The 21,117-nt window shown below is 43.4% G+C and carries 30 protein-coding genes; 27 read left to right on the forward strand and 3 right to left on the reverse strand.

Annotated features, from left to right (window positions below; genetic code table 11):
* Positions 1 to 170 precede the first annotated feature (170 nt).
* The 22 genes from H7F26_RS13900 (at position 171) to H7F26_RS14005 (ending at position 15,317) form a co-directional block, all read left to right on the forward strand.
* Positions 171 to 827, forward strand: coding sequence for a phage scaffolding protein (locus H7F26_RS13900; RefSeq protein WP_016885823.1), 657 nt, complete (start codon positions 171 to 173; stop codon positions 825 to 827).
* 15 nt (positions 828 to 842) lie between these two features.
* Positions 843 to 1,811, forward strand: a complete 969-nt coding sequence (locus tag H7F26_RS13905) for a hypothetical protein (protein WP_054287409.1) — start codon at positions 843 to 845, stop codon at positions 1,809 to 1,811.
* Positions 1,801 to 2,064 carry a fibronectin type III domain-containing protein gene (locus H7F26_RS13910; RefSeq protein WP_073411487.1) on the forward strand — a complete coding sequence of 88 codons (264 nt, stop codon included), beginning with the start codon at positions 1,801 to 1,803 and terminating at the stop codon, positions 2,062 to 2,064. The genes H7F26_RS13905 and H7F26_RS13910 overlap by 11 nt, the downstream gene beginning before the upstream one ends.
* Positions 2,065 to 2,075: 11 nt before the next feature.
* Complete coding sequence (locus tag H7F26_RS13915) at positions 2,076 to 2,243, forward strand: hypothetical protein (RefSeq protein ID WP_016885820.1); 168 nt, start codon at positions 2,076 to 2,078, stop codon at positions 2,241 to 2,243.
* A 62-nt stretch (positions 2,244 to 2,305) separates the two neighbouring features.
* Complete coding sequence (locus H7F26_RS13920) at positions 2,306 to 2,614, forward strand: phage head-tail connector protein (RefSeq protein ID WP_025807718.1); 309 nt, start codon at positions 2,306 to 2,308, stop codon at positions 2,612 to 2,614.
* Positions 2,614 to 2,955 (forward strand): phage head closure protein, encoded by a 342-nt coding sequence (locus H7F26_RS13925; RefSeq protein WP_016885818.1) that lies wholly within the window; start codon positions 2,614 to 2,616, stop codon positions 2,953 to 2,955. Before H7F26_RS13920 ends, H7F26_RS13925 begins: the two co-directional genes overlap by 1 nt.
* Entirely contained in the window at positions 2,955 to 3,359 is a 405-nt protein-coding gene (locus H7F26_RS13930) for an HK97-gp10 family putative phage morphogenesis protein (RefSeq protein WP_016885817.1), read from the forward strand. The genes H7F26_RS13925 and H7F26_RS13930 overlap by 1 nt, the downstream gene beginning before the upstream one ends.
* The gene (locus H7F26_RS13935; RefSeq protein WP_009328634.1) at positions 3,356 to 3,769 is read left to right on the forward strand and encodes a DUF3168 domain-containing protein; all 414 of its coding nucleotides are present in this window, start codon (positions 3,356 to 3,358) and stop codon (positions 3,767 to 3,769) included. Before H7F26_RS13930 ends, H7F26_RS13935 begins: the two co-directional genes overlap by 4 nt.
* Before the next feature lie 12 nt (positions 3,770 to 3,781).
* Entirely contained in the window at positions 3,782 to 4,327 is a 546-nt protein-coding gene (locus tag H7F26_RS13940) for a phage major tail protein, TP901-1 family (RefSeq protein WP_011197876.1), read from the forward strand.
* Positions 4,251 to 4,589: a fibronectin type III domain-containing protein gene (locus H7F26_RS13945; protein WP_016885816.1), complete on the forward strand. Its 339-nt coding sequence runs from the start codon at positions 4,251 to 4,253 to the stop codon at positions 4,587 to 4,589. The genes H7F26_RS13940 and H7F26_RS13945 overlap by 77 nt, the downstream gene beginning before the upstream one ends.
* Positions 4,590 to 4,657: 68 nt before the next feature.
* Positions 4,658 to 5,155: a tail assembly chaperone gene (locus H7F26_RS13950; protein ID WP_011197878.1), complete on the forward strand. Its 498-nt coding sequence runs from the start codon at positions 4,658 to 4,660 to the stop codon at positions 5,153 to 5,155.
* 17 nt (positions 5,156 to 5,172) lie between these two features.
* On the forward strand, positions 5,173 to 5,514 hold the full coding sequence (locus tag H7F26_RS13955) for a hypothetical protein (protein ID WP_011201631.1): 342 nt from the start codon (positions 5,173 to 5,175) through the stop codon (positions 5,512 to 5,514).
* Between the two features lie 4 nt (positions 5,515 to 5,518).
* On the forward strand, positions 5,519 to 8,581 hold the full coding sequence (locus H7F26_RS13960; protein WP_185855188.1) for a phage tail protein: 3,063 nt from the start codon (positions 5,519 to 5,521) through the stop codon (positions 8,579 to 8,581).
* Positions 8,578 to 9,381, forward strand: coding sequence for a distal tail protein Dit (locus H7F26_RS13965; RefSeq protein ID WP_011197881.1), 804 nt, complete (start codon positions 8,578 to 8,580; stop codon positions 9,379 to 9,381). Before H7F26_RS13960 ends, H7F26_RS13965 begins: the two co-directional genes overlap by 4 nt.
* A 12-nt stretch (positions 9,382 to 9,393) precedes the next feature.
* On the forward strand, positions 9,394 to 12,720 hold the full coding sequence (locus H7F26_RS13970; RefSeq protein WP_016885815.1) for a phage tail protein: 3,327 nt from the start codon (positions 9,394 to 9,396) through the stop codon (positions 12,718 to 12,720).
* A 17-nt stretch (positions 12,721 to 12,737) separates the two neighbouring features.
* On the forward strand, positions 12,738 to 13,133 hold the full coding sequence (locus H7F26_RS13975) for a hypothetical protein (protein WP_016885814.1): 396 nt from the start codon (positions 12,738 to 12,740) through the stop codon (positions 13,131 to 13,133).
* Entirely contained in the window at positions 13,120 to 13,269 is a 150-nt protein-coding gene (locus H7F26_RS13980) for a hypothetical protein (protein ID WP_016885813.1), read from the forward strand. The genes H7F26_RS13975 and H7F26_RS13980 overlap by 14 nt, the downstream gene beginning before the upstream one ends.
* Before the next feature lie 14 nt (positions 13,270 to 13,283).
* Entirely contained in the window at positions 13,284 to 13,454 is a 171-nt protein-coding gene (locus H7F26_RS13985; RefSeq protein ID WP_016885812.1) for a hypothetical protein, read from the forward strand.
* Positions 13,455 to 13,467: 13 nt separating this feature from the next.
* Positions 13,468 to 13,764: a hypothetical protein gene (locus H7F26_RS13990; protein ID WP_016885811.1), complete on the forward strand. Its 297-nt coding sequence runs from the start codon at positions 13,468 to 13,470 to the stop codon at positions 13,762 to 13,764.
* A gap of 62 nt (positions 13,765 to 13,826) precedes the next feature.
* The gene (locus tag H7F26_RS13995) at positions 13,827 to 14,096 is read left to right on the forward strand and encodes a hemolysin XhlA family protein (RefSeq protein ID WP_009328626.1); all 270 of its coding nucleotides are present in this window, start codon (positions 13,827 to 13,829) and stop codon (positions 14,094 to 14,096) included.
* 15 nt (positions 14,097 to 14,111) lie between these two features.
* Complete coding sequence (locus tag H7F26_RS14000) at positions 14,112 to 14,375, forward strand: phage holin (protein ID WP_009328625.1); 264 nt, start codon at positions 14,112 to 14,114, stop codon at positions 14,373 to 14,375.
* 57 nt (positions 14,376 to 14,432) lie between these two features.
* The gene (locus H7F26_RS14005; protein WP_029327025.1) at positions 14,433 to 15,317 is read left to right on the forward strand and encodes an N-acetylmuramoyl-L-alanine amidase; all 885 of its coding nucleotides are present in this window, start codon (positions 14,433 to 14,435) and stop codon (positions 15,315 to 15,317) included.
* 33 nt (positions 15,318 to 15,350) lie between these two features.
* Here H7F26_RS14005 and H7F26_RS14010 read toward each other — a convergent pair whose 3' ends face one another.
* Positions 15,351 to 15,686, reverse strand: a complete 336-nt coding sequence (locus tag H7F26_RS14010; protein WP_009328623.1) for a hypothetical protein — start codon at positions 15,684 to 15,686, stop codon at positions 15,351 to 15,353.
* A gap of 25 nt (positions 15,687 to 15,711) precedes the next feature.
* Positions 15,712 to 17,226: a T7SS effector LXG polymorphic toxin gene (locus H7F26_RS14015; RefSeq protein ID WP_016885810.1), complete on the reverse strand. Its 1,515-nt coding sequence runs from the start codon at positions 17,224 to 17,226 to the stop codon at positions 15,712 to 15,714.
* Positions 17,227 to 17,783: 557 nt separating this feature from the next.
* On the opposite strand from H7F26_RS14015, the gene H7F26_RS14020 reads away from it, so the two are divergent.
* Together H7F26_RS14020 and H7F26_RS14025 are read left to right on the forward strand one after the other, a co-directional pair.
* A complete protein-coding gene (locus tag H7F26_RS14020) occupies positions 17,784 to 18,029 on the forward strand; it encodes a helix-turn-helix domain-containing protein (RefSeq protein ID WP_016885808.1) in 246 nt (81 codons plus the stop codon).
* An 88-nt stretch (positions 18,030 to 18,117) separates the two neighbouring features.
* The gene (locus H7F26_RS14025; protein ID WP_016885807.1) at positions 18,118 to 19,086 is read left to right on the forward strand and encodes an NYN domain-containing protein; all 969 of its coding nucleotides are present in this window, start codon (positions 18,118 to 18,120) and stop codon (positions 19,084 to 19,086) included.
* 427 nt (positions 19,087 to 19,513) lie between these two features.
* Here the strand turns inward: H7F26_RS14025 and H7F26_RS14030 are convergent, their stop codons facing one another.
* Positions 19,514 to 19,846, reverse strand: a complete 333-nt coding sequence (locus tag H7F26_RS14030) for a MerR family transcriptional regulator (protein WP_003181020.1) — start codon at positions 19,844 to 19,846, stop codon at positions 19,514 to 19,516.
* Between the two features lie 192 nt (positions 19,847 to 20,038).
* On the opposite strand from H7F26_RS14030, the gene H7F26_RS14035 reads away from it, so the two are divergent.
* The 3 genes from H7F26_RS14035 (at position 20,039) to H7F26_RS14045 (ending at position 21,115) form a co-directional block, all read left to right on the forward strand.
* The gene (locus tag H7F26_RS14035) at positions 20,039 to 20,194 is read left to right on the forward strand and encodes a hypothetical protein (protein ID WP_003181024.1); all 156 of its coding nucleotides are present in this window, start codon (positions 20,039 to 20,041) and stop codon (positions 20,192 to 20,194) included.
* Between the two features lie 106 nt (positions 20,195 to 20,300).
* Complete coding sequence (locus H7F26_RS14040) at positions 20,301 to 20,480, forward strand: hypothetical protein (RefSeq protein WP_003181025.1); 180 nt, start codon at positions 20,301 to 20,303, stop codon at positions 20,478 to 20,480.
* Between the two features lie 173 nt (positions 20,481 to 20,653).
* Complete coding sequence (locus H7F26_RS14045; RefSeq protein ID WP_003181027.1) at positions 20,654 to 21,115, forward strand: MarR family winged helix-turn-helix transcriptional regulator; 462 nt, start codon at positions 20,654 to 20,656, stop codon at positions 21,113 to 21,115.
* The last annotated feature ends 2 nt before the right edge of the window (positions 21,116 to 21,117 follow it).

Genomic DNA, 21,117 nt, shown 5'->3' on the forward strand with positions numbered 1-21,117 from the left:
TATCAGTCAAGTACGAAAAGTAACAGTCGCCATGTAGCGGCTTTTTATTTTGTCCTGAGCATGACGTTAAAAGGCTTATTTGCTCGTTTTAAAGGTTTAGAGTCAAAACAAACGAAAATCCTGCGCGTGAGGTGGACACGCAAAAAAACATTAAAGGAGAGTGTGAGAAAGTGAGTTTAAAGGAATTGTTGGGTGAAGATTTATATACGCAAGTCATGGAAAAGGCGGGTGAGCAGAAAATCGCAGTTGTCAGTGACGGTAATTGGATTCCGAAAGAGAAATTCGACGAACTGAACAACGACAAAAAAGAGCTCAAAAACCAGCTGAACCAGCGTGACGAACAGCTTGAAGACTTGAGGAAGCGTGCAAAGGACAACGAAGAATTACACAACAAAATCAAGGAGATTCAGGACGCGAACGAAAAGACAGTGGCCGATTATGAGGCTAAAATCCAGCAACAGCAGAAGGATTTTGCTATCGAGAGGGCTTTGCGTGATGCAAAAGCGCGAAATCCAAAGGCTGTCAAAGCGCTTCTGGACCTTGAAAATGTCAAATTGGACGGGGATAAACTTCTAGGCTTAGATGAGCAATTAAAAGCCATCCAGGAGAGCGATAAGTATCTTTTCGGGGATGAAAACCCCTTCGATCTCCAAGGAGGCCCAAACCCACATGTTAACACAGGAAACGGATTCCCGAGCAATAACAATCCGTTTTCTCAGGATCATTTCAATATGACGGAACAAGGCCGTTTGATCCGAAATGAACCCGATAAAGCAAGAAAATTAATTATCCAAGCAGGCGACAACCCTGCAAATTTCGGACTATAAAGGAGAGGAAAATAAATGGCAGTGACAAGAGTGCAGGATGTTATTATTCCTGAAGTATTTAACCGATACACAATGAATAACACAGTTGAAAAGACAGCTATCTATCGAAGCGGTATTCTTCAGCCAGTTCCGGGAATTGTTGTTCCAAACGGTGGCGACACAATTAATATGCCTTTCTGGAACGACCTTGAAGGCGATCCGGAAGCGATCCAATCTGATTTTGCTTTAACACCGGAAAAAATCACATCCGGCAAAGACGTTGCGCGCGTTTTTGAATATGGGAAAGCGTGGAGTTCTGAAGATTTAGCGGCAGAGCTTGCCGGGTCTGACCCGGTGCGTGCGATTGCTCAACGTGTAAATAATTATTGGGAAAGACAGTATCAAAAAATGATTTTCCGTATGCTTGACGGCGTTTTCGCTGACAATGTCGAGAACGACAATGCTGATTTGGTCCTTGACCTGTCGAGCGGAAGCGGCAAAAAATACACGACTTATATTTTTGGTTCCGGTGCCATCGGATATGCCGGCGGAATGCCGAAAACCCCGACTGAAACCGATCGAAATTCACTTAAAGGTGAAGATATCTTAATCAATCGCAAAAAGTTCATTATGCATCCACGTGGTTTTAAATGGACTGAAGCGGCAGTTGCCAAAGATATGCCAACACTTGCAGAAATGGCGGACGGCGCGAACTATGATCGTGTATACGACAAGAAAAAGGTCCGTATCGTGAAAATCATCACAAATGAAGAGGGCGGAAACGGCCTAACAGGCGCAGCCATCCTTGACGCACAGCAATTGTTAGGCGATGCGAAAGATGTTTTCACTTCTATCGCTATGCACTCACTGACGCATACGAACCTGCAGAAGCAAAACTTGATCGAATTCATCCCGAACAACCGGGCTGATGTCGGTTTCGGTACTTACATGGGTAAATCGATCATTGTTGACGATTCACTTCCAGTCGTAACGCCTGCTCCCTAATGCGCCCCAGAATCTCCGGTACGACAGTACAACTGATTCTATCGCAGTTGAATGGGATCCCGTAGATGGGGCGACTTCATACAACGTTTACAGAGGAGCAGACAAGAAATTCGCTGAAAACGTGACGCAACCTAAGTATGTAACAACCGGTATGAATCCGGATACTAAACTCACAATTAACGTAACGGCTGTTAATGAGTCCGGCGAGTCTCCTATGAGCGAAATTGTGACTCAAACTAAGCCATCGGCGTAAGGGGTGATTTAATGGGAGCGACAACATTTTATTTATTAGAACAGGAAAAGCGCCTGAGAGAAGCTAAAAAAGCGGCTCATGCGCAAAAAGAAGCGGAACAGGCAACAAAAAAAGATACCCAAAAGGCTAAGACGAGCACGAAGAAAAGAACATCTAAAACCAAAAAAGAAAAACAATGATCCGGTATCAAATAAAAAAGGGCAGGGGAATCCTCCTGCTCTTTCTTTATGGAGTGAAACAGATGGATATTGAAACGGTCAAACGGCTGTTGCAAATCAAAACAGACGAACATGACGAGTACTTAGAAGAAGCAGTTCCGTTTTATGTGGAGTTTGCAAAGGACAAATGTAATGACAGCTTTACGAAGGATGATAAAGAAGTTTTGCCATACGGTGTGCAATTATTCGTTGCGAAAGCAGTTGAATTTAACATGAATCCGGTTGATTTAAGTTCTCGATCATTAGGGGATGCGTCTTTTTCGTTCATCACGGAGCTTCCGGAAACGATTTGGGCGTATTTGTCCCCCTACAAAAAATTGAGGTGGCATTAATGCGCTACAAATTATACCCGCACATAATCACATTCCAAAAGTTTGAACAGATACCCAATGGCGGGGGCGGCTTTAAAAAAGACTGGGTGGACGCGATTACCGACTGCGAGGCATTTGTCGATTCGCTGACCGGAAAAGAATATTACCAAGCTCAACAGCTTGAGAACCCCGTCGAATACAACGTCTATTTTCCCTACCGGGAAGACGTTGAAAACGACATGCGGATCATTTGGAAAGACCGAAATGACAGGGTTTTGGTCATTCAGTCCCCGCCTATCGATCAAGGCGGCCAAGGTGAAATCTTGTGCTTTAAATGCCGTTCAGGGGAGAACATTCGCTGATGAACAGGATTACAAGGCAGATGACGAGGGCTGTTAATTCGTTCAGTGACCGGGTGCATGATCGAGTGAAGCGAATCATTGTTGAAACGGCGGAAATTATTGCCGGCCAAGCAGTGGCTACGGCGCCAGTAGACGACGGAAACCTTAAAAATTCGATAGAGGTTAATTACTCTCATGGTGGTTTCAAGGCTAAAATCACCGTCGGGGCTTCATATGCGATTTATGTCGAATTTGGCACGGGCATATACGCCGAAAACGGTAACGGCCGTAAAACACCTTGGGTGTATTTTGATGAGAAATTAGGGCGATATGTGTTCACCCGCGGAATGCGCGCGCAACCGTTCTTTTTCCCTGCTGTGGAAGCGGGCGCCCGTTATTTCGAAAGGAAGATGAACCGACGATGATCATTCAAAATAAACTAGCTTCCTGGAACCTTCAAAAAGCGATATACAACAGGTTATCGACGGATGCGGCGCTTAATGAAGTGATAAAGGGCGTTTTTGACAATCCGAATAAAGACACACCTTTCCCGTATGTGTCCATCGGGGAAGACACGTCAACGCCATTCGAAACCAAAGTGACATTTGGCGAAAACATCACAACTGTTATACATGCGTGGAGCCGGGCAGAGGACGGCAGGCGCGAGGCAAAGGAAATCCTTTCTCTCGTCATGCAGGCCCTGACAAAAGAACCTTTAGAGGTGGAGGGGTTCAAACCCCTTCAACTCAGTTTTTTGCAATCACAAGTGATCACGGATATTGACGGGATCACACAACACGGAATTTTGAGAATCCGAATTTATATCAATAATTAAGGGGGCTATCAAATGGCGGTATCAGGTAAACCGACTACCGGTAAAAGTATCATTTATATTGTACAAGCTGCAAATGCGCCACTTGGATCAGATGCGTTAATCGTAGGGAACCAGACAGAAGGAACATGGACAAGGGAACAAGAAACGGTTGACGAGCAAACAAAACTAGGCCGTATCGTTGGATACGGGGCGAAAAGTGAGACATTCGAACTTTCTTTATACGCACAACGAAAAGATGGCGGACAAGAAGCCTTAGAATGGACTTATGATAATGAATCCGAGTTGAAAGTTTGGCGTGTAGACACCAGCCAAAAGAACGACAACGGAAAATATGATTGCCGTTTCGGCTGGACGATTATCGAAAACATTGAGTTTAGTGAGCCGACAGACGGATTCGTCGAAGCAAGTACATCATTGCCGGTTCTTGTTCGTACAGTGCCGGGAGAAATTGAATTGCCAGACGACTTTATCCAATCAGCTAATGAAATTCTATTCGAAAAACCGGGCGAGACTACAGGCGGATTCGAGAAAAGAAAGCAGCCCACTTCTACTCCCTGAGGCGCCCCAAAATCTACAGTATACAGCTACAACTAATAGCGTGACCGTGGATTGGAAGGCTGTAGATGGGGCGACTTCATACAAGGTATACAGGGGATCGGAAAAAGTATTCTACAAAGAAGTGACAGAACCAAAATGCACGCTCACAGACATTACGCCGGATACTAAGCTCACAGTGAATGTGACGGCCGTTAACGAGGTGGGAGAATCGCCTATGAGTCAGATAGAAACACGTACAGAGCCAGAAACAAGTGGCTCATAAAAAAAACGATTCAAAATAAAGATACAGGGCATCCTTCCGGGTGCCCTTTTTTATAGGAGGAATATGACATGCCAACATTAGAAATCGAAGGAAAACAATATGAAGCACGCTGTGATTTCAAATTCGAAAGGACAGCGGAAGAAAAATATAACGAAAAAGACGAGAGCGGAAACAAACAAGGCGGCTTACGAAATGTATATCTCGGCCTACTTGAGCAACGCAGTTCACTTTACTTAATCCGGTTCTGGGATTGTGCACTTTCTCACTTGAAAGATAAAAAGCCATCTGTTGAAAAAATCGAAGAAGCGCTCGCGAAAGTTATTGAGGATGAAGGCGCAAAAGGTGCCGAAAGACTTTACAAAGAAGCGTTTCAGGCGGTGGATCAATCCGGTTTTTTCGCAGTTCAAGTAAAGAGAATCTGGCAAGACTTCGACGTTCTCAAGAAGGAGATCAAACAGAGAGTCGGGGAGACGGAAGCGGAATTCCTGAAACGGAAGCAGGAGCGCGAGGACGCCAAGGAAATGATGGCGGAACTCGAAAAACTAAGGAAAGAGATGAACAAGTAAACTATGACGCAGTTATTTTGAATGCTGCTCGTTATCTTAATATACATGATCCGGAGCTTATACTTTCGTGGACACCACACGAGTATAAGCTCTTTTTAAAAGGCGCGCAATATCGGCAGATCGATGAAATGGAATTGTTGACGAAGAACGCCCTATTCCATCGATACGCTTTGAATAAAAAAGGGCGTGTGACCCCTAAAAAGATGTTTGACGCTGACAAAGCCCGGAAGATGGTGGCCAACGAGGAAGACGGCTGGCGCAATGCGCGGAGCCTTGGCGTTAACCCTAATGCCCTAAAACGCGCGACAGATGCCCTTAAAACGATCACCCTTCCGGATTTCAATAAGAAAGGGGGTTAAGGCTATGATCGAACGCCTCACAGCGATTGTCGATGCGGAAATAGGCAAATTTAAGCGCAAAATGGGCGAAGTTAAGGCGTTAGCCCGAAGCATCCCGAATAGAATCAGCGTAACTGTTAAAGAAAATTTTAAAGAGGCCGAGCGGCGGCTGGGCGTTTTCGAAAACAGGATGGCGCGGCTTAGCAGGGTGATAAACGACTTTCAGACTGTGTTTGGAAACGCCTTTAGCGGCATGAAAATGTCGATATTCCCGGCTCTTGTGCCGGCGATAGCGTCATTAACGGCGGCTTTGGGGTCATTAGGGCCGGTCATCGGCGTGGCTTCCGGCGGCCTTATGGGGCTAGCGAGTTCATTCGGGACAGCGGCGGCAGGTGCCGGAGCGTTTGGAGCTTTAGCCATTTCCAATATTAGCGGGGTTTTCAAAGCGTCTTCCGACCTGGCGAAGCTCCAGCAAAAGCTGGACGAAACAACAGACCTGAAAGAGCGTGCCAAGATCATGGAGAAGATCAAGGCGATTCAGGAAAGTCTTGGCGCAGAAGAACGGAAGGCGCTCGACACCTTGGAGGACTTCAAAGCAAACTGGCGCGAGATAGCTCAAGAAACGCAAAAACCGATCTTGAAGACATTCACAAACTCTTTGAATAGCTTCAAATCCGTTCTTAACACACTGCGGCCGATGTTTAAATCTGTCGCGGCGGCTGGCCTTGAACTATCCGAGAGCTTCCAAAAGTCTTTGAATGCTCCCGATGTACAGAAGTTTTTCGATTATATGAATAAAAACGCAGGCCCGCAATTCGCCACGACAGTAAAAACGATGGGGAACTACTTGCGCGGCTTTTTGAATTTGCTGGTTGCTTTTGGACCATTGGGGCAACAAATGTCACAAAGTATGTTGAAATCGTCCGAAGCATTCGCGAAATGGACGGCAAGTCTCTCAGGCTCAGATAAATTTAAGTCGTTTATCCAATACGTTCAGCAAAACGGCCCTAAGCTGCTGACGATCCTTAAAAACATCGGATCGGGATTAATCGGAATGTTTACAGCGTTCGCGCCGATGAGTGCGGACATGCTGACCGGTCTTGTAAATCTTACAGCGCGCTTTAAAGAATGGGGAAACAGCCTGAGCGAATCGAAAGGCTTCCAAGAATTTATCAATTACGTGCGACAAAACACACCGACAGTGCTGTCACTGATCGGGCAACTAAGGGACTTGATTGTTAACTTAGGTGTCGGCATGGCTCCGTTGGGTTCGCAAATCCTGCAAATGGTCACAGGGTTCTTGAAATTCACTAATTCGATGATGGAAACAAACCCTATTATCGGTCAAATGATCGGTTATCTCATTACATTCGGCGGCCTGTTCAGAGCGTTAACGCCTTTAACTGTCGCTTTTTCAGCAGCTTTTAAATGGAAAGATGCAATAAGCACGGTGAAAAAATTAGGGACGGCGATAAAGTGGATTGGCTCAGTCATTGGGATGGTCGGAAAAGCATTTTTGACCAATCCTATTTTAATGGTTGTGGCAGCCATTGCGGCAGCGGCTTATCTGATCATCACGAACTGGAAACCGATATCCGAGTTCTTTGTGAATTTGTGGGAAGGAATCAAAACAAACGCGATAGCGGCGTGGAATTCAATATCTGAGTTCTTTTCCGGCCTTTGGTCTGGAATAGTCGAACTTGCGTCAACAGCATGGGGCAGCCTGACGTCGTTCTTCTCAAGATTATGGTCAGGAATCACCACGACAGCACAAGCAGCATGGACTGGATTCATGAATTTAGTAAAGCCAATTTGGGACGGAATTGTCGCGGTTTTCGGCCCGATTTTTAACGTCATAGTCACAACGTTGTCAAACATCTGGAACACGGTATCTAGCACGGTATCGTCCGTGTGGAATACGATCAAAACAACGCTGATCGGCGTCGTCACGAGCATTGTGGACGGTGTGAAAAATCATTTTTCGATTTTGTCCCAAACTCTTTCCGGCATCTGGAACGGAATTACTAGCATCGCAAAAGGCGCATGGCAAGTCTTAAAAAATGCGATCCTCGGCCCGGTTCTGCTTGTCATCGACCTTGTGCAAGGCGATTTTAAAGGATTCGCAAACCATTTAAAGCAAATCTGGACAAACATCAGCAACGGGGCAAAGCAAATCTGGAACGGGATCAAAACGGTTGTGTCATCACTCGTTAAAGGTTTAGTCAACGCTGTTAAAAATTATTGGAATACAGCCAAGACTGTAACGACAACAATCTTTAACGGGATCAAAAGCGTCCTTAGCTCAATCTGGAACGGTATAAAAAATACCGTGGTGAATCTCGCCAAAGGGCTGTGGAACGCAGTCAAAACCACTTGGAACACGTTCAAGACTGTAACGACAACCATTTTTAATGCAGTCAAAACCGTCCTGACAACCGTCTGGAATGCGGCGAAGTCAGTCGTCATAAATGCGGCAAAAAACATCTGGTCGAGCGTCAGGAATAACTTCAACAACATGAAGAATGTTGTTACAACCGTCATGAAGAATGTCAAAACCACGATCCAAAACCTTTGGAATAACGCCGTTAAATTCTTGAAGGGGATCGATCTGAAACAGATCGGAAAGAACATCATTCAAGGATTGATTAACGGTATCGGAAGTATGGCAAATGCCGTCTGGCGGAAAGTCGGCGACATCGCGGACGGGGTTAAGAAGAAAATCACCGGATTACTCAACATTCACTCGCCATCACGATGGATGCGCGATCATGTCGGAAAAATGATTCCGGCTGGTGTGGCTGTTGGTATCGATAAAGCGGGCGGCCTTGTAGAAAAAGCTACTCAGAAACTGGCGCAGCTCACCATGTTTACGCCAGATCAAACGACATTCGCCTATGACACAGCCCTCAGCAGTGGCACATTAAACGATGTCCGCGGTCAGATCGAGGCAGAGGTCAGTGATTTCGAAATTTCAGACCGTCCGATCATTATTGAAATGGACGGCCGAGAAGTCGGTCGGGGCACGTACAAATACGTGAAAGAGTTCCAGAGCCGTGAAGACGGAAGGAGGACGACCATAAACCGATGATCGATTACAAAAAGATACTGACAACGGCAATAGATGACGCATTCGGCCAAACGATTCAAGAAGTAGACTATTGGATCAAATTCAACGGTTACACCCTGACGGATCACTTTTTCGTGATCAACGACAGGGGGCGCGGCATTGTTGGCAGGGAACTGAATTTAGTTTCCTTGCCGGGTGTCGATGGCGCTAAATTAAAGGGCGTAAGATACACGGAACGCACTATCGAGATTGACACCTTATTTATAGCGGCCAACGATGCGGAATTACGAAAGATATTAGAAGAAATAAATTATATCCTTGCGACAGACAAGGAAGAAGCGTTGATCTTTTCAGATGAGCCAGACCGAACATATTACGCCGTATTCAGTACAGCGCAAGAGAGTGAAGGGCAAAACGGCGTCTATAAAGTGACACTGACATTTGTATGCCCGAACCCCGAAAAGGAAGCGGCTGAAACGGTTGTCACAACTGAAACAAATAGCCCTACAGTGGTAAAAAACGATGGGAAAAGGGCGGTTACACCGACTATTACATGCGTTTTCGAGTCGGACGCATCTACCTATGAAATTCAGTTGTTGAAAGAAGACGAAACAATCGAAAAGCGGATAAAAGTAAATTTCAACTTCATTAAAGGGGACACCCTTGTAATTGATTTTGAAAAGAGAAAAGTGATCATCAACGGCAAAGTAAACATGAATGCGCTGCTTATGCTCTCAAGATGGTTTAATATCCCGGTCGGAGAAATCACCGTGAACACAACACACAAAAGCAGTATTTCATTTAACAAGGCGTATATGTAAGGGGGTGCGTTTATGGCCGATATGTGGATTTTGGACGACAAGGACAAAAAACAAACAATCATATCAAGCGAAGCAAAAGAAGCATGTCGTTTCTATGATGCGCCATTTCGAGAAGAACTGAATGTCGGTTCTTCTTTTTCTTTTGTCGCGGACGCAGATCACGAGGATAGCGTTCATATAAAACCGGAGAATCAGGTCGTTTTCGAGGACAGGAGAGGAAGAAAACGCAATTTCGTTATAAAAGAGCTGGAAGACGCCGACGACGGCGCGAATGCCCGCATTAGGGCCTATTGTGAGCCGGCACTGTCAGAGCTATACGATGAGTTTGTGACCGACATCAGGCCGCAAAATAGAACAGCCCAGTACGTTCTTGACCGTATTCTTGAGGGTACAAGGTGGCGCGCGAATGTTCCGGTCGATCTTGGCTTGCATTCAACGAATTTTTATCGCATCAGTGTCATGGAAGCCATCAACCAGATATTGCAGATATGGGGCGGCGAGTATTATGACGAAGTTGTTTTCGATGAAAATGACAATATCGTTGATCGAGTGATCCATATTCTGCCCCGACGCGGCCAAGATACCGGGAAGCGTGCGGAAATCGATAAAGACATTCAGGAAATCACCAGAACGGTACTGAGTTACCCGGTAACAGCCCTGTACGGTTACGGCGCAAGCCTTGAAACCGAAGGCGGCGGCAACACCCGTTATATTGATTTCTCGGATGTCGAATGGGTCAAAGCGAACGGCGACCCGGTAGACAAACCAAAAGGGCAAGAATGGGTCGGCGATCCTGACCTTTTGGAGAAGTTCGGCCGAATAATGTATGACGGTCAGACGAAGCGGCACCGGTTCCAGAAATGGCAAGACGACAGCATCGAAGACCCGGCCGAATTGCTTAGAAAAACATATGAAGCGCTTATCAATCATGAAATGGTGCAAGTCAATTATTCTCTAAAGCTGGAACTGCTTGAATACATTTCGGGTTATGAGCATGAGGCGGTTGATCTTGGCGATACAATGATCGCAATTGACGACAATTTTCGACACCCTATCGAGGTTCAAACTAGAGTCATTGCAATAGAATACGATCTATCTGATCCCGTGAATACGGCACAGGTAGAAATGGGGCAATTTTTAGACCTGTATTCAACCGAAAAGCGGATCAAAGAGCTTGAAACGACAATTGACACGAATCGCGGCAAATGGGACAACGGCGGCGACCCGATAATCGGCGACGGGAGCTTTCCTGATAAAGTGCCGCCTGTTCCGTCAAATATTAAAGTCGAATCCTTATTCCAAGGGGTTTCGATCACATGGGACTATAATCCAAGTTCATATATAGCGGCATATCAGATTTTCGCATCGCCGAATAAAGGATTTACGCCTTTGGATGAAAATTTGATTTTCAGCGGTAAATTAAGCGGATACGAGCATACGCCGGGCGTTGATCAAGTTTGGTATTATCGAATGCGAACGATCAATACACACGGCACGCCAAGCCCATTTACGCAAGAGTTCACAGGCGTTACCAGAAGGATTTTGACTGATGACATCGTTTTCGGGGCGGTTACGGCCGAAAAACTTGCCAATCTATCAGTCACGGCCGAAAAACTTTCACAGAAATTCGATGAATCCAACATTTTGCCGGGTTCAGTATTGCGTCCGGGTGAATTAGGTAACGTCAACGGTGCATCATGGAGCGTGAAAGAAGGGGAATTCAACGAAGTAACTGTCACTAGAAAAGCGGATGATACGCGGGCCGGATTTGGTTTTAGTGCTTTCTATAGATCAACCCTGAGGCTGACTAAGGGTGAAAAATATACATTATCATTCGAGGTTAAAAGGAATAACACTCTTAATATCAATTTTATTTATTTAAAAGATGACAGTGGACAATATCAATTGGATGCACCCGATTTTAACGACATTAGCTCTTTCCCTTCCGATGAATTTGTAAGGGTTGACTATGTTTTTCAGTCACCGATCACAACCGAAACAGCCCGGCTGTGGTTAGGAGGTAATAAAGTCGGAGACGAAAACCCTTCCGTCACCTATAGAAAAATTCAAATTCGAAAAGGCGATGTAAGAAAAGAATTCGCCTTCAGTCCATACGACGTGATGCTGACTGAACAAGCAATTTCATCGGCCTTAATTGCGAAAGCGGCCATCCAATCGGCCCACATCCAAGAGGCGGCCATTACGACGGCGGCCATCGCAAACGGAGCCATTACACGAGCAAAGCTGGGAACGGCTATCATTGGAACGGCTCAGATCGAAGACGGGGCCATCACAAACGCGAAAATCGCCAACCTTTCAGCCGACAAGATCAACGCCGGGACGATCAAGGGGATTACGATTGAAGGTTCATTGATTAGAGGGGGTCGGCTAGAACCAATTTCTTCATCTTCTCAATATGAATCGTATATCGAAGCGAATACAATTTTTCAAAAGCGTAATTTTGATAGATCGAGTTCGGGCACGAAATATCTTTCATATGAAAGTTTGGACATAAGAGCCGGAAAAATCGTTCAGGAAACTGGTAAACAAAATTATGATAATCCTGATATAGATAGAGCATTAAATCGGACAATAATCGAATATGGAAAAATCACGCTTGATGGCGGGCCAGAGTTTCCGGATGCCGACGTGTCTAAAATGCAAATGTATGCTCAGAATACAAATGATGAAAGTGGATACGATACTTTTTCTGCGATTGACGTATATACAAATGATCAAAAAACAATGAGTTTGAAGCACGGTATAATCGGTGTTAATCAAGAAACAATCTGGGATATGCCTAATTCTGTTTTTAGACTTAATACCGGTGGCAATTTTTACGCGAAAAATAAAAGCGGATATATGTGGTTTGAAACACCAGATGTAATGCGGCTTCACAGTGATACTAGAGTATCGTTGGGAAGAGAAGTTCATTTGCCTGCTAAAACTTTTTTATGGGGAGGAGATACGTCATCAAACAATCTAGCGAATTATCACGCTTTAGGTATAAATATCAAAAAGCAACTTACAGATATATATGGCGGTTTACAGTGTAACGGAATGATACTGCTAGATTTTGTGGATGTTTCGTTAGGTTCGGGTTCTGCCGCCTACGGTTCCACGCAATACTTTTTTCAAGATGAAAACGCCAATAAAGCGGAGAATATTTTTGCTGTATTCGCTCAACCATACGGGGGTTACTCAAATGCTTGTACGGCAGGCGTCGAGGCCATGTCTAGCACTGGATTCAAAGTGTTTGTTCGGGGTACCGGAACGACATCGGCTGTCGGTGATAGAACCATGCGCGTGCTAGTCTGTATATTTTACGAAGTACCGTAAAAAAGTGAGGTTTTAAAATGGCTATCGATTATAAAGATTATTCCTATCACAAATATATGGACGGAGTCGAAATCACCGAAACCGACACAGGGATCATTATAAGCGAATTTGACCTGATCGACGGAGACACAAAACATCATTTTGACGCCGTTTCTATCAGTTTAGATAAAGACGATGAATTCCCGGTCTTGTATGAGTTGTTCATCGTGAAAGACGCGGACACCGGAAGCATGAAATACCATCTTGATAAAACATATATCGATGGTGTTTTTCTACCAGCATACTCCGGGACTTACAAACTTCTCCACACTTTCATGGGAATCGAGGTCAGCCCATCCGGAGAAAAGAAAGGCTTTATAGTCCCACTTGTGAAACCACCAGAGAAAGAAGGGAATAGCAATGATCCAACTTGAGCCGAACGTAAAAAATGAAGAAGTCAAAACGACAGGGCGGCCAAAAACCAAAGAAGAAATGTTGCAGGAACAGTTGGTGTACACTCAGCGTCTTGCCAATGACTTGATTATAAAACTCGAAAGGACACAATCGTGATGGAGGCGGTCGATATGTTCGAAGGTAAAAGTCGCTACTACGGGCATTTTTATTACTGCTGGTTAAACGGAAGTGTGACAACAAAAGAGCTGTACATCCATGTCGAAAACGGAATGATAACCGAAGAAGAGCGCGCGGAAATCATGGAGAATCCACGCGGCGACGCATTCCCGGACGAAGTATAAGGAGGAAAATAAAATGACAAACAAACTCACATATGAGCAATTACAAGAACAGTATGAACTAACGGCTTTGAAATCATCATCATTCAGAGAGGCTTTGGACAAAGCGCATGGCGAACTAGCTGATTGTAAAGCCTTTCTCCACAGAGAAAGACAGATCAGGCAGAACCTAGAGCAGGAAAATGAAAAGCTCAAAAAAGAGCTGCAAGAAGAGCGGATCGGCAATTTGCAGGCGGAAGATGAAGTGATAGAAATGAATCAAGTCGAAGCAAATAAAGAATATCACGAAAAAGGAGCAGAAGCGGCGAAATAAGCGGCTTTTTTATTTTGCCTCAAAGAGGTGAAAATGATGTGAGAACGGGAGGATTAAGGGGCATGGCGCAAACAAACGAATTGGACGTCTTCAAGCATGAGATTACCGAGCTGAAAGCCGATCATAAAACGCTTGAACAGCGAGTCATCACGTTGGAAAGGGCGTCTGATCGGCATGACCAACAGATTATGTCGATCAATGATAAGCTCAACAAGATTGAGGAAAACACAACTTGGATCAAGCGCAGCATAACAGGCGCGATCATCACAGCGGTGTGTACACTGGTGATCTCCGGGATTGCGGCGCTTTTTATTAATTTCATTCAAAAATAAGGAGGAAAATACAATATGAAAAACTTAGACAAAGGCACAGTCGTCCGGACGGTGCTTCTTTTTATTGCGTTGGTAAACCAAACTTTGATCGTATTCGGGAAGCCAGTTCTTCCGATCAGTGAAGATCAGATCAACACGCTCGCAGACGCTTTGTATTTGGCCGGCTCCACGATTTTTACAATCGTTACAACGTTGGTCGCCTGGTATAAAAACAACTATGTCACTGACAAAGGAAAGCAGCAAAAAGAAGTTCTAAAACAAAAAGGATTAACAAAATGAGGCTGCCGTCTGGTGGCCTTTTTCTTTCGCATTAATATAGGAAAGGATTGATCAAGAATGAAAAAAGTATGGTTGGATGCAGGACACGGCGGCACAGACCCGGGCGCAAGCGGCTACGGCCTGAAAGAAAAAGATGTTGTCCTGAAAATCGTGAAATACGCAAAATCTTATTTAGAAGCAAATTACAAGAATGTACAGGTGAAGCTGACGCGTTCGACTGATGTCTTTTATGAATTGTCGAAGCGGGCAAGCATGGCTAACCAATGGGGCGCCGATCTGTTCGTTTCTGTTCATGCCAACGCCGGCGGCGGCACCGGATTCGAAACGTTCCGTTATCCCGGGACTGCTGGTAAGACTCTCGAATTACAGAAGGCTCTCCATAATGAAATCCTTACAACTATGAAAGCATACGGCCAGATCGCGGACAGAGGTTTAAAACAGGCTAACCTTGCGGTAGTCCGTGAAACCCGTATGCCTGCAGTCCTTACAGAAAACCTGTTTATCGACCGCAAAGAGGACGCGGAACGCCTCAAGGATTCCGGCTTTCTAAAGGCAGTCGGCGAAGCCCATGCGCGCGGAATTGCGAAATATCTCGGTCTTTCCGGAGGCTCAAGCAAGCAACCAGCAACAACGGCTCCAAAAAAGAAAGCGCCGAAAAAGGAAAGCGCGAAAAAGCCTGCAGTCAAAAAGTACACGCTGCCGACCGGGATTTACAAATACAAAAGCCCGATGATGAAAGGAACGGCCGTCCGGCAGATTCAGGAGGCTTTAGCTGCCCTCTATTTCTATCCAGACAAAGAGGCGAAGAATAACGGCATAGATGGCTATTACGGGCCGAAGACGGCGAACGCGGTCAAACGGTTCCAGCTGATGCACGGGCTGTCTGCCGACGGCATTTACGGGCCGAAGACAAAGGCGAAAATTGAAGCTTTATTGAAGTAAACAAAAGGCCCTCTATAAAAAGAGGGCTAACTGTTATTCATTACTGTCCAATTCCCATACTGTCTGACCATCTACTAAAATTTTATTTGGTGGATCATCATAAAGAGAGATCTCAACCAAGGAGCTTTCCCCTTGCCTTAACCAATCATATACACTGCCTTTGTTTTCTTCAGGATGGGACAAAATATCATCCACTTGAAAAGCAGCTGCAATATATTCTGTAAAATTGATATCATCTTCATCTAACATATTGTTTGTTTCAAAAACCGTATCTAGTTTACCGATAATTCTTAAACCACTTTTCCATTCTAGTATCATATCACTTTTTTCATACTTTATTAATGTTCTAATTAAAGAATCGTATCCCATGTATATCCTCTTCTCTTAATGGTTTTTATGGTCTCGCTGGTACTATGTGAGCCCCGTCTTTTCCATAATGTATCATTCCATTAGTAGTCTCTACATACTTACCAGTATCCATATCATAGTATTTTCCTATCACCTGGCCAAAGTCTACCCTTTCTTTATTCTTTCCTAATTTTTTACCCTTTCCAGCAAACTTATCAAGCAATTCTTGTGCTTTTTTGTTATCTCCGTTAAAGATACTTTTGTTTTTCCCGTTGGCAACTTCTTGATTATAATTTGGTGTTCCTGGAATATGTTTTTCTTGAGCTCCTGGTTTAACTTTTGCAGGGAAACCATTTACTTCACGGTACGGACCTTTTGGTACGGATTGTTTGCCGTAGGAAGGTGTTTTATCTACCTTCGCAACTTTCTTTCCAGCTTCTTCACCTTTAAATAACTTGAAGCCGCGCTTTCCGTACTTAAATGCCTTTCCGAAAGGGGTGACACTCAATCCGGCCATCAAACGATCACCATTATCTTTAACGATTTCGCCTGTCGCAAGGTCGTATCCAAACGCTGCTCTTACTGCATCATACACACCTGTAAATTCCATCGCCGTATCGAAATATTTAGCAAAGTCGCTTTTTTCCACATTCTCTGGAAGGGTGTAGGCGGGTTCTATCTTGACGATTGTATCACCATCTATGTATGCCCGGTAAAGCGTATCGTTAAATACCCTATAATCTTTTTTCAGTTCATTCAATTCCTCTTGAGTGTACTCTTTTTTGGAAACCTTTTGTGTCGCCAATTTTTTAAAACGATCTGGATAGGCGAGAGTGTTTACGTCAGCATCTTCTTTGTCTCCGACTTTTTTCAGCATGGCACCCATGGCTGTTTCTTGATTTCCATTCAAGGTATCCATCTCATCCGGCTTTAAAATCGCGCCTTTTTGATAACTGGTGATTTCAATTTTGGGCCCGGTATACATCTTTTCGAGCCGCGCGATGTATTTTTGCATCGTCTCAAGATCGTTTTCAGCCGTTTTGAGGGCGTTGGTTTGCTCACGGTCAAACGCATGCAGCTTTTCAAGAGTCGTGCTGATTTCCTTTAACGCTTTCTGATTTTGTTCATGAAAACCGCTGTCATTCAAATCCGGTAAATCAACGATATGACTGACTTTTGCGATCGTGGCGTTGGTTTTAGAAACCAAATGTTTCGTTGTTCGATCAGCCGCATTTAAGCCATTCTCAAGTTCGTGTTCGAGAAAGGACTGTGAAATAAATCCGTTATGGTTTGGTTCCAGGGAATTCAACGCGCTTTTCATTTTCTTCAGCGTGGAACTGTATTCCTCTATAAAAGTATCATAGAACTGTAGAAAAGGGGTGTGACATTCCTCGTAAAAGGCGCGGATCGCGTCGCCGCCTTTTCCTTTTAAAGCATCATCAAGGGATGTGATGCCCTCAACGGCCTTTTTGACTTTAGAGAATTCGTCTGATTGTTGTTTTAATTGTTCGAGCGTTTGATCAATTGCATTGTGCAACGCCTGAACATCCAGAGTCTTCATGGCATTCTCCTTTAATACTTTTGGTTACAATCAGTATAGAGTTTACCACTTTACGGAAAGGGATTGGTGAATAAATCCTGTTTATCCATGAAAATGAATCATTTGTTTTAGGTTATTATACCTATTTAATCGGGTGTTTTTTGAGAAAAGGAAGACATTTTTTCACCAAAACTGTAGACCTAAGTCTATACATAGGGTATAATAAAAGCATAAGGAGGTGAAGAAATGCTGGACAACATGATAAAAGTCCTTCAAATTATCTTCTATGTTGCATCTATCGCATGGATTGCCCAACAATCACATGATGCAAAGAAGAATAACAAGAAGGACTGAGCAAGTGGGGAGGCGAGTGGTCGCTCGCTCCCTAATATAATTATAACCAGTCTAGCATATAATATGAAGAGAAGACAAACATTCATTTTTTCCATGATTTTATTAAGCGTGGCTGCTATCGGGCTGCGCGAATTATGGACAAGCACCTTCACAACGGTCATAATGGCTCTTGTTCTCACGGTAACTGTCTTTAACATCATTAAGGACATAAGGAGAAGGTAAACATGGAATATCATTTAAAAAGCCGCCAAGATGTTGAGGGCTTTATAAAAAATGAAGTCCTCGGCGCCCCGGAGGCTCAGGAAATTTTAAACGTGAATAAGCAGCGGATGAGTAAGCTGATTAGTGATGGACGGATTAAACCAGTAAAAAAAATTGGACAAGTAAACCTGCTTTTACGTACTGATGTTTTGCAGCTGAAGCAAGATCTTGAAGCTGGCCGGAAAAAATACCGGCCTTATGATGAATAACAAAATGACCATATAGAAAAATATATGTTTATTGTTGAAAATATGGTAAGTTTTTTATGTATGTGTTCTAATGAAAGGGGTTATCTAATTGGATGAGTCAAAACCTAAAAGAAGATCAGGGGTTGCAAAAACAACACCTACACCAGAAGAAAAAAGCAGGGCAGTAATGGAAATGATAATGAGCGTTGTAAGTGAATCAACGCAGCAAACTATTCGATCTATGAATATTAAAAACGAGCTTGATAATGTTGCAATTTTTGTTGACTACGATAATGTTTATTGGTCATTAATGAATAATTTTAATCACGACCCTGATCATGAATCAGAAGAGAAGAATTTATTTTCAAGACTTTGGGAAAGATACGGTCAAGATAATGTCAGAGCCTTCAGAGTGTATGCAGATTTTCAAAAAATAAGAAGTAGCTTAACGAGGTTACAAAAGAAACGTGTACAGATTAGGCATGTTTATTCAAATGGTAAAGAAGGGGATTACCGTAAGAATTCTTCTGACATAGAGCTTTGTATTGATGCTATTGAAAATACTTACAAAGATCCTTCAATAAGCTGTTATGTTTTTGTCACTGCTGATAGCGATATGATACCTGTTATGAGCAGGCTAATGTACAAGGGGAAAAGAGTTGAACTTTTTTATTTATCAAAGACAGCTCCGAAATATGTTGAAATGAAACAATATGTTCATTACGCTCAAGATTTAGTTGAATTGCTTGGGGTGGAAGAGAAAACATATGACCGAAAAAACCTTTCAATTCAAATTCTTGAAGAGATAAAAAAATGGCACGAAGCTAATGGCGAAAAAGGAGATCGCTTTTTGGGTATAGGTTGGTTAAAAACACACTTGGTTGCCAAATTAGCTACTCCTGCTGAGATTATCAGTGATTTATTAGAGGATCTTAAGAAACAAGGCCTAATCATTGAAGATACAAAGGAGTTAACAAAAGGCAAGCATAAGGGTACATCCAAAAATCAAATTTTATGTTCTGAATCAGGATTATTTAAAATACTCGAAGAAGCAGAGCAACAAGAAATTTCAAAATGAACATTTTTTCGCTTGACATGCAATATACATTGGATGTATTATGAATACACATTAGAAACACATACGCTATTATTGCTATTCGCTATATTATTCGCTAAAGAAAGCAGGGAGTATACCCTGCTTTCTTATTTTTTATTTTCCTTTCGTTCAGAAAGAACTATTTTATTTCCACACCGACCACATCCTCAAATTTAATGAGATTGGTGTCTCCTTTTGAATCCACGACATGCATTTATAGGCCGAAGACGCGGGCGAAGTTGAATGACCTCTTAAATTGATTTTTGACCACTTTTTGACCTTCTTTGTAGTATCTTTTCTGATTGCCTGAGATTTTATCACCGGATAAACCAAGAAATAAATCTGGTTGAGATTATGACGAATTCCGGGTGATTTAAAGGGTATGAAACGGAGGGAATGATTCGTTTTTTTAACGGTTTTTGTATTTAAAATGAGCGTTAAGCTGGCCTTCGAGCATTTTCTTTCTGAGCTGCTGGTCGTTTTTTAGCCTTTGTTCTTTTTTGCGCATATCTTTGAGGATTTCTGCGGTCTGAACACCGTCTTCCCGCTTGTTTGCGATTTCCATCAGCCGTTCGACGTCAGCAAAGGAATATTTGCGCGTGCCTCTTGTAGAGCGCTGCGGATAGATCAGCTTGCGTTCTTCGTAATAGCGGATCTGCCTGACCGACAGACCCGTCAGCTCGCTGACAATGCCAATTGAAATCACTTTTTTATCTTTATAAGAAAGATCTTCGACTGTCATTTTCCCACCCCTAAGATGACTTTTTTTGTATTATATAAGAAAACGCGCGAAAAAACCTGACATCTGTCAGAAAATCTAACATTGTTGAAAAAATTTTTAAAAAATCACGGAAGAAAAGTTTACAGGAACCATGCAAGGGGTAAAAGTGTTTTGTATGCTGTAGGTACAGACTTTTGAGGGGGGAATCGTTGGATGAAGGAACACAAAGCAGTCTTACTCGCCAAAGAAATCGTTGCCTTAGACAATAAGAGAGACGAATTGCTCGAGACATTGATGAACCTTGCCGGCAAGGATGCGTTTCCGCTGCTGAGGGCGGTGCAGAACGGCTTTTATCAAAAGTCCTCTTAAATTCCGGAAGGGGAGTAAAAGCGAACTTTACACGGCCTTAAAGCTTGGTTAATAAATAAGGTCTATTCTTATAGTATACAATACGCGAAAATGAAAGGAGAAGATCATGAGCAGATTGTTAAAAAACGCTTTGGAAAAGGAAAGAAACCATTACTTGAAAAAACTGATCTCACTCGGTGAGCATAATCGGGAAGTTTTGCAGAGGATGACGATTACGGAGCTCAGAAATGAATATTTTTATTTTTTCCGGAAAAATAAAGCCCGTGTTCAAAATCGGCCATTTTGAAAAAACGGGCTTCTTTTTAATATCTAAAAAAAAATAAGCAGGAGTTTTCTTTCGGATAACGAAAATATATACATATAGAATATGGGAAAAGCATGACCCTTTCTTTTTCTACATTTGTAAGGGTTTTCATTTCCCGGGTTCATTTTAAGAAAATAGTATAAGAGGTAGATGATATGAGACTTTCGTTTAATGAGGAAGAAGTTCACCGTGCTATGTCGCTGTACAAGGTTTTTGCCAGGGCTTTTAAAAGCGTTTCAGAACATAGTATTCGGGACAGCAAGGAACACGGCTTTAATCCTACAGAATTTGCTGTATTGGAGCTTTTGTATACGAGGGGAGCCCAAAAGCTGCAGCAAATCGGCTCGAGGCTGCTCCTTGTAAGCGGGAACGTAACCTATGTGATCGACAAACTGGAAAAAAACGGTTTCATCAAACGAGAGCAGGACCCGAAAGATAAACGGTCTGTCTATGCGAATTTGACGGAGAAGGGAAAGGCATATCTCGATGAGATTTATCCGATCCACTCCCTGAGAATTGCGAGGGCTTTTTCAGGCTTGACAAAGGAGGAACAGGAGCAGCTGATGGTCCTTCTGAAAAAAGCCGGAATCCACAGCCAGCACCTATTGTTTCGCTGAAA

The organism is Bacillus sp. PAMC28748, from assembly GCF_014250415.1.
Classification (GTDB): Bacteria; Bacillota; Bacilli; order Bacillales; family Bacillaceae; genus Bacillus; species Bacillus licheniformis.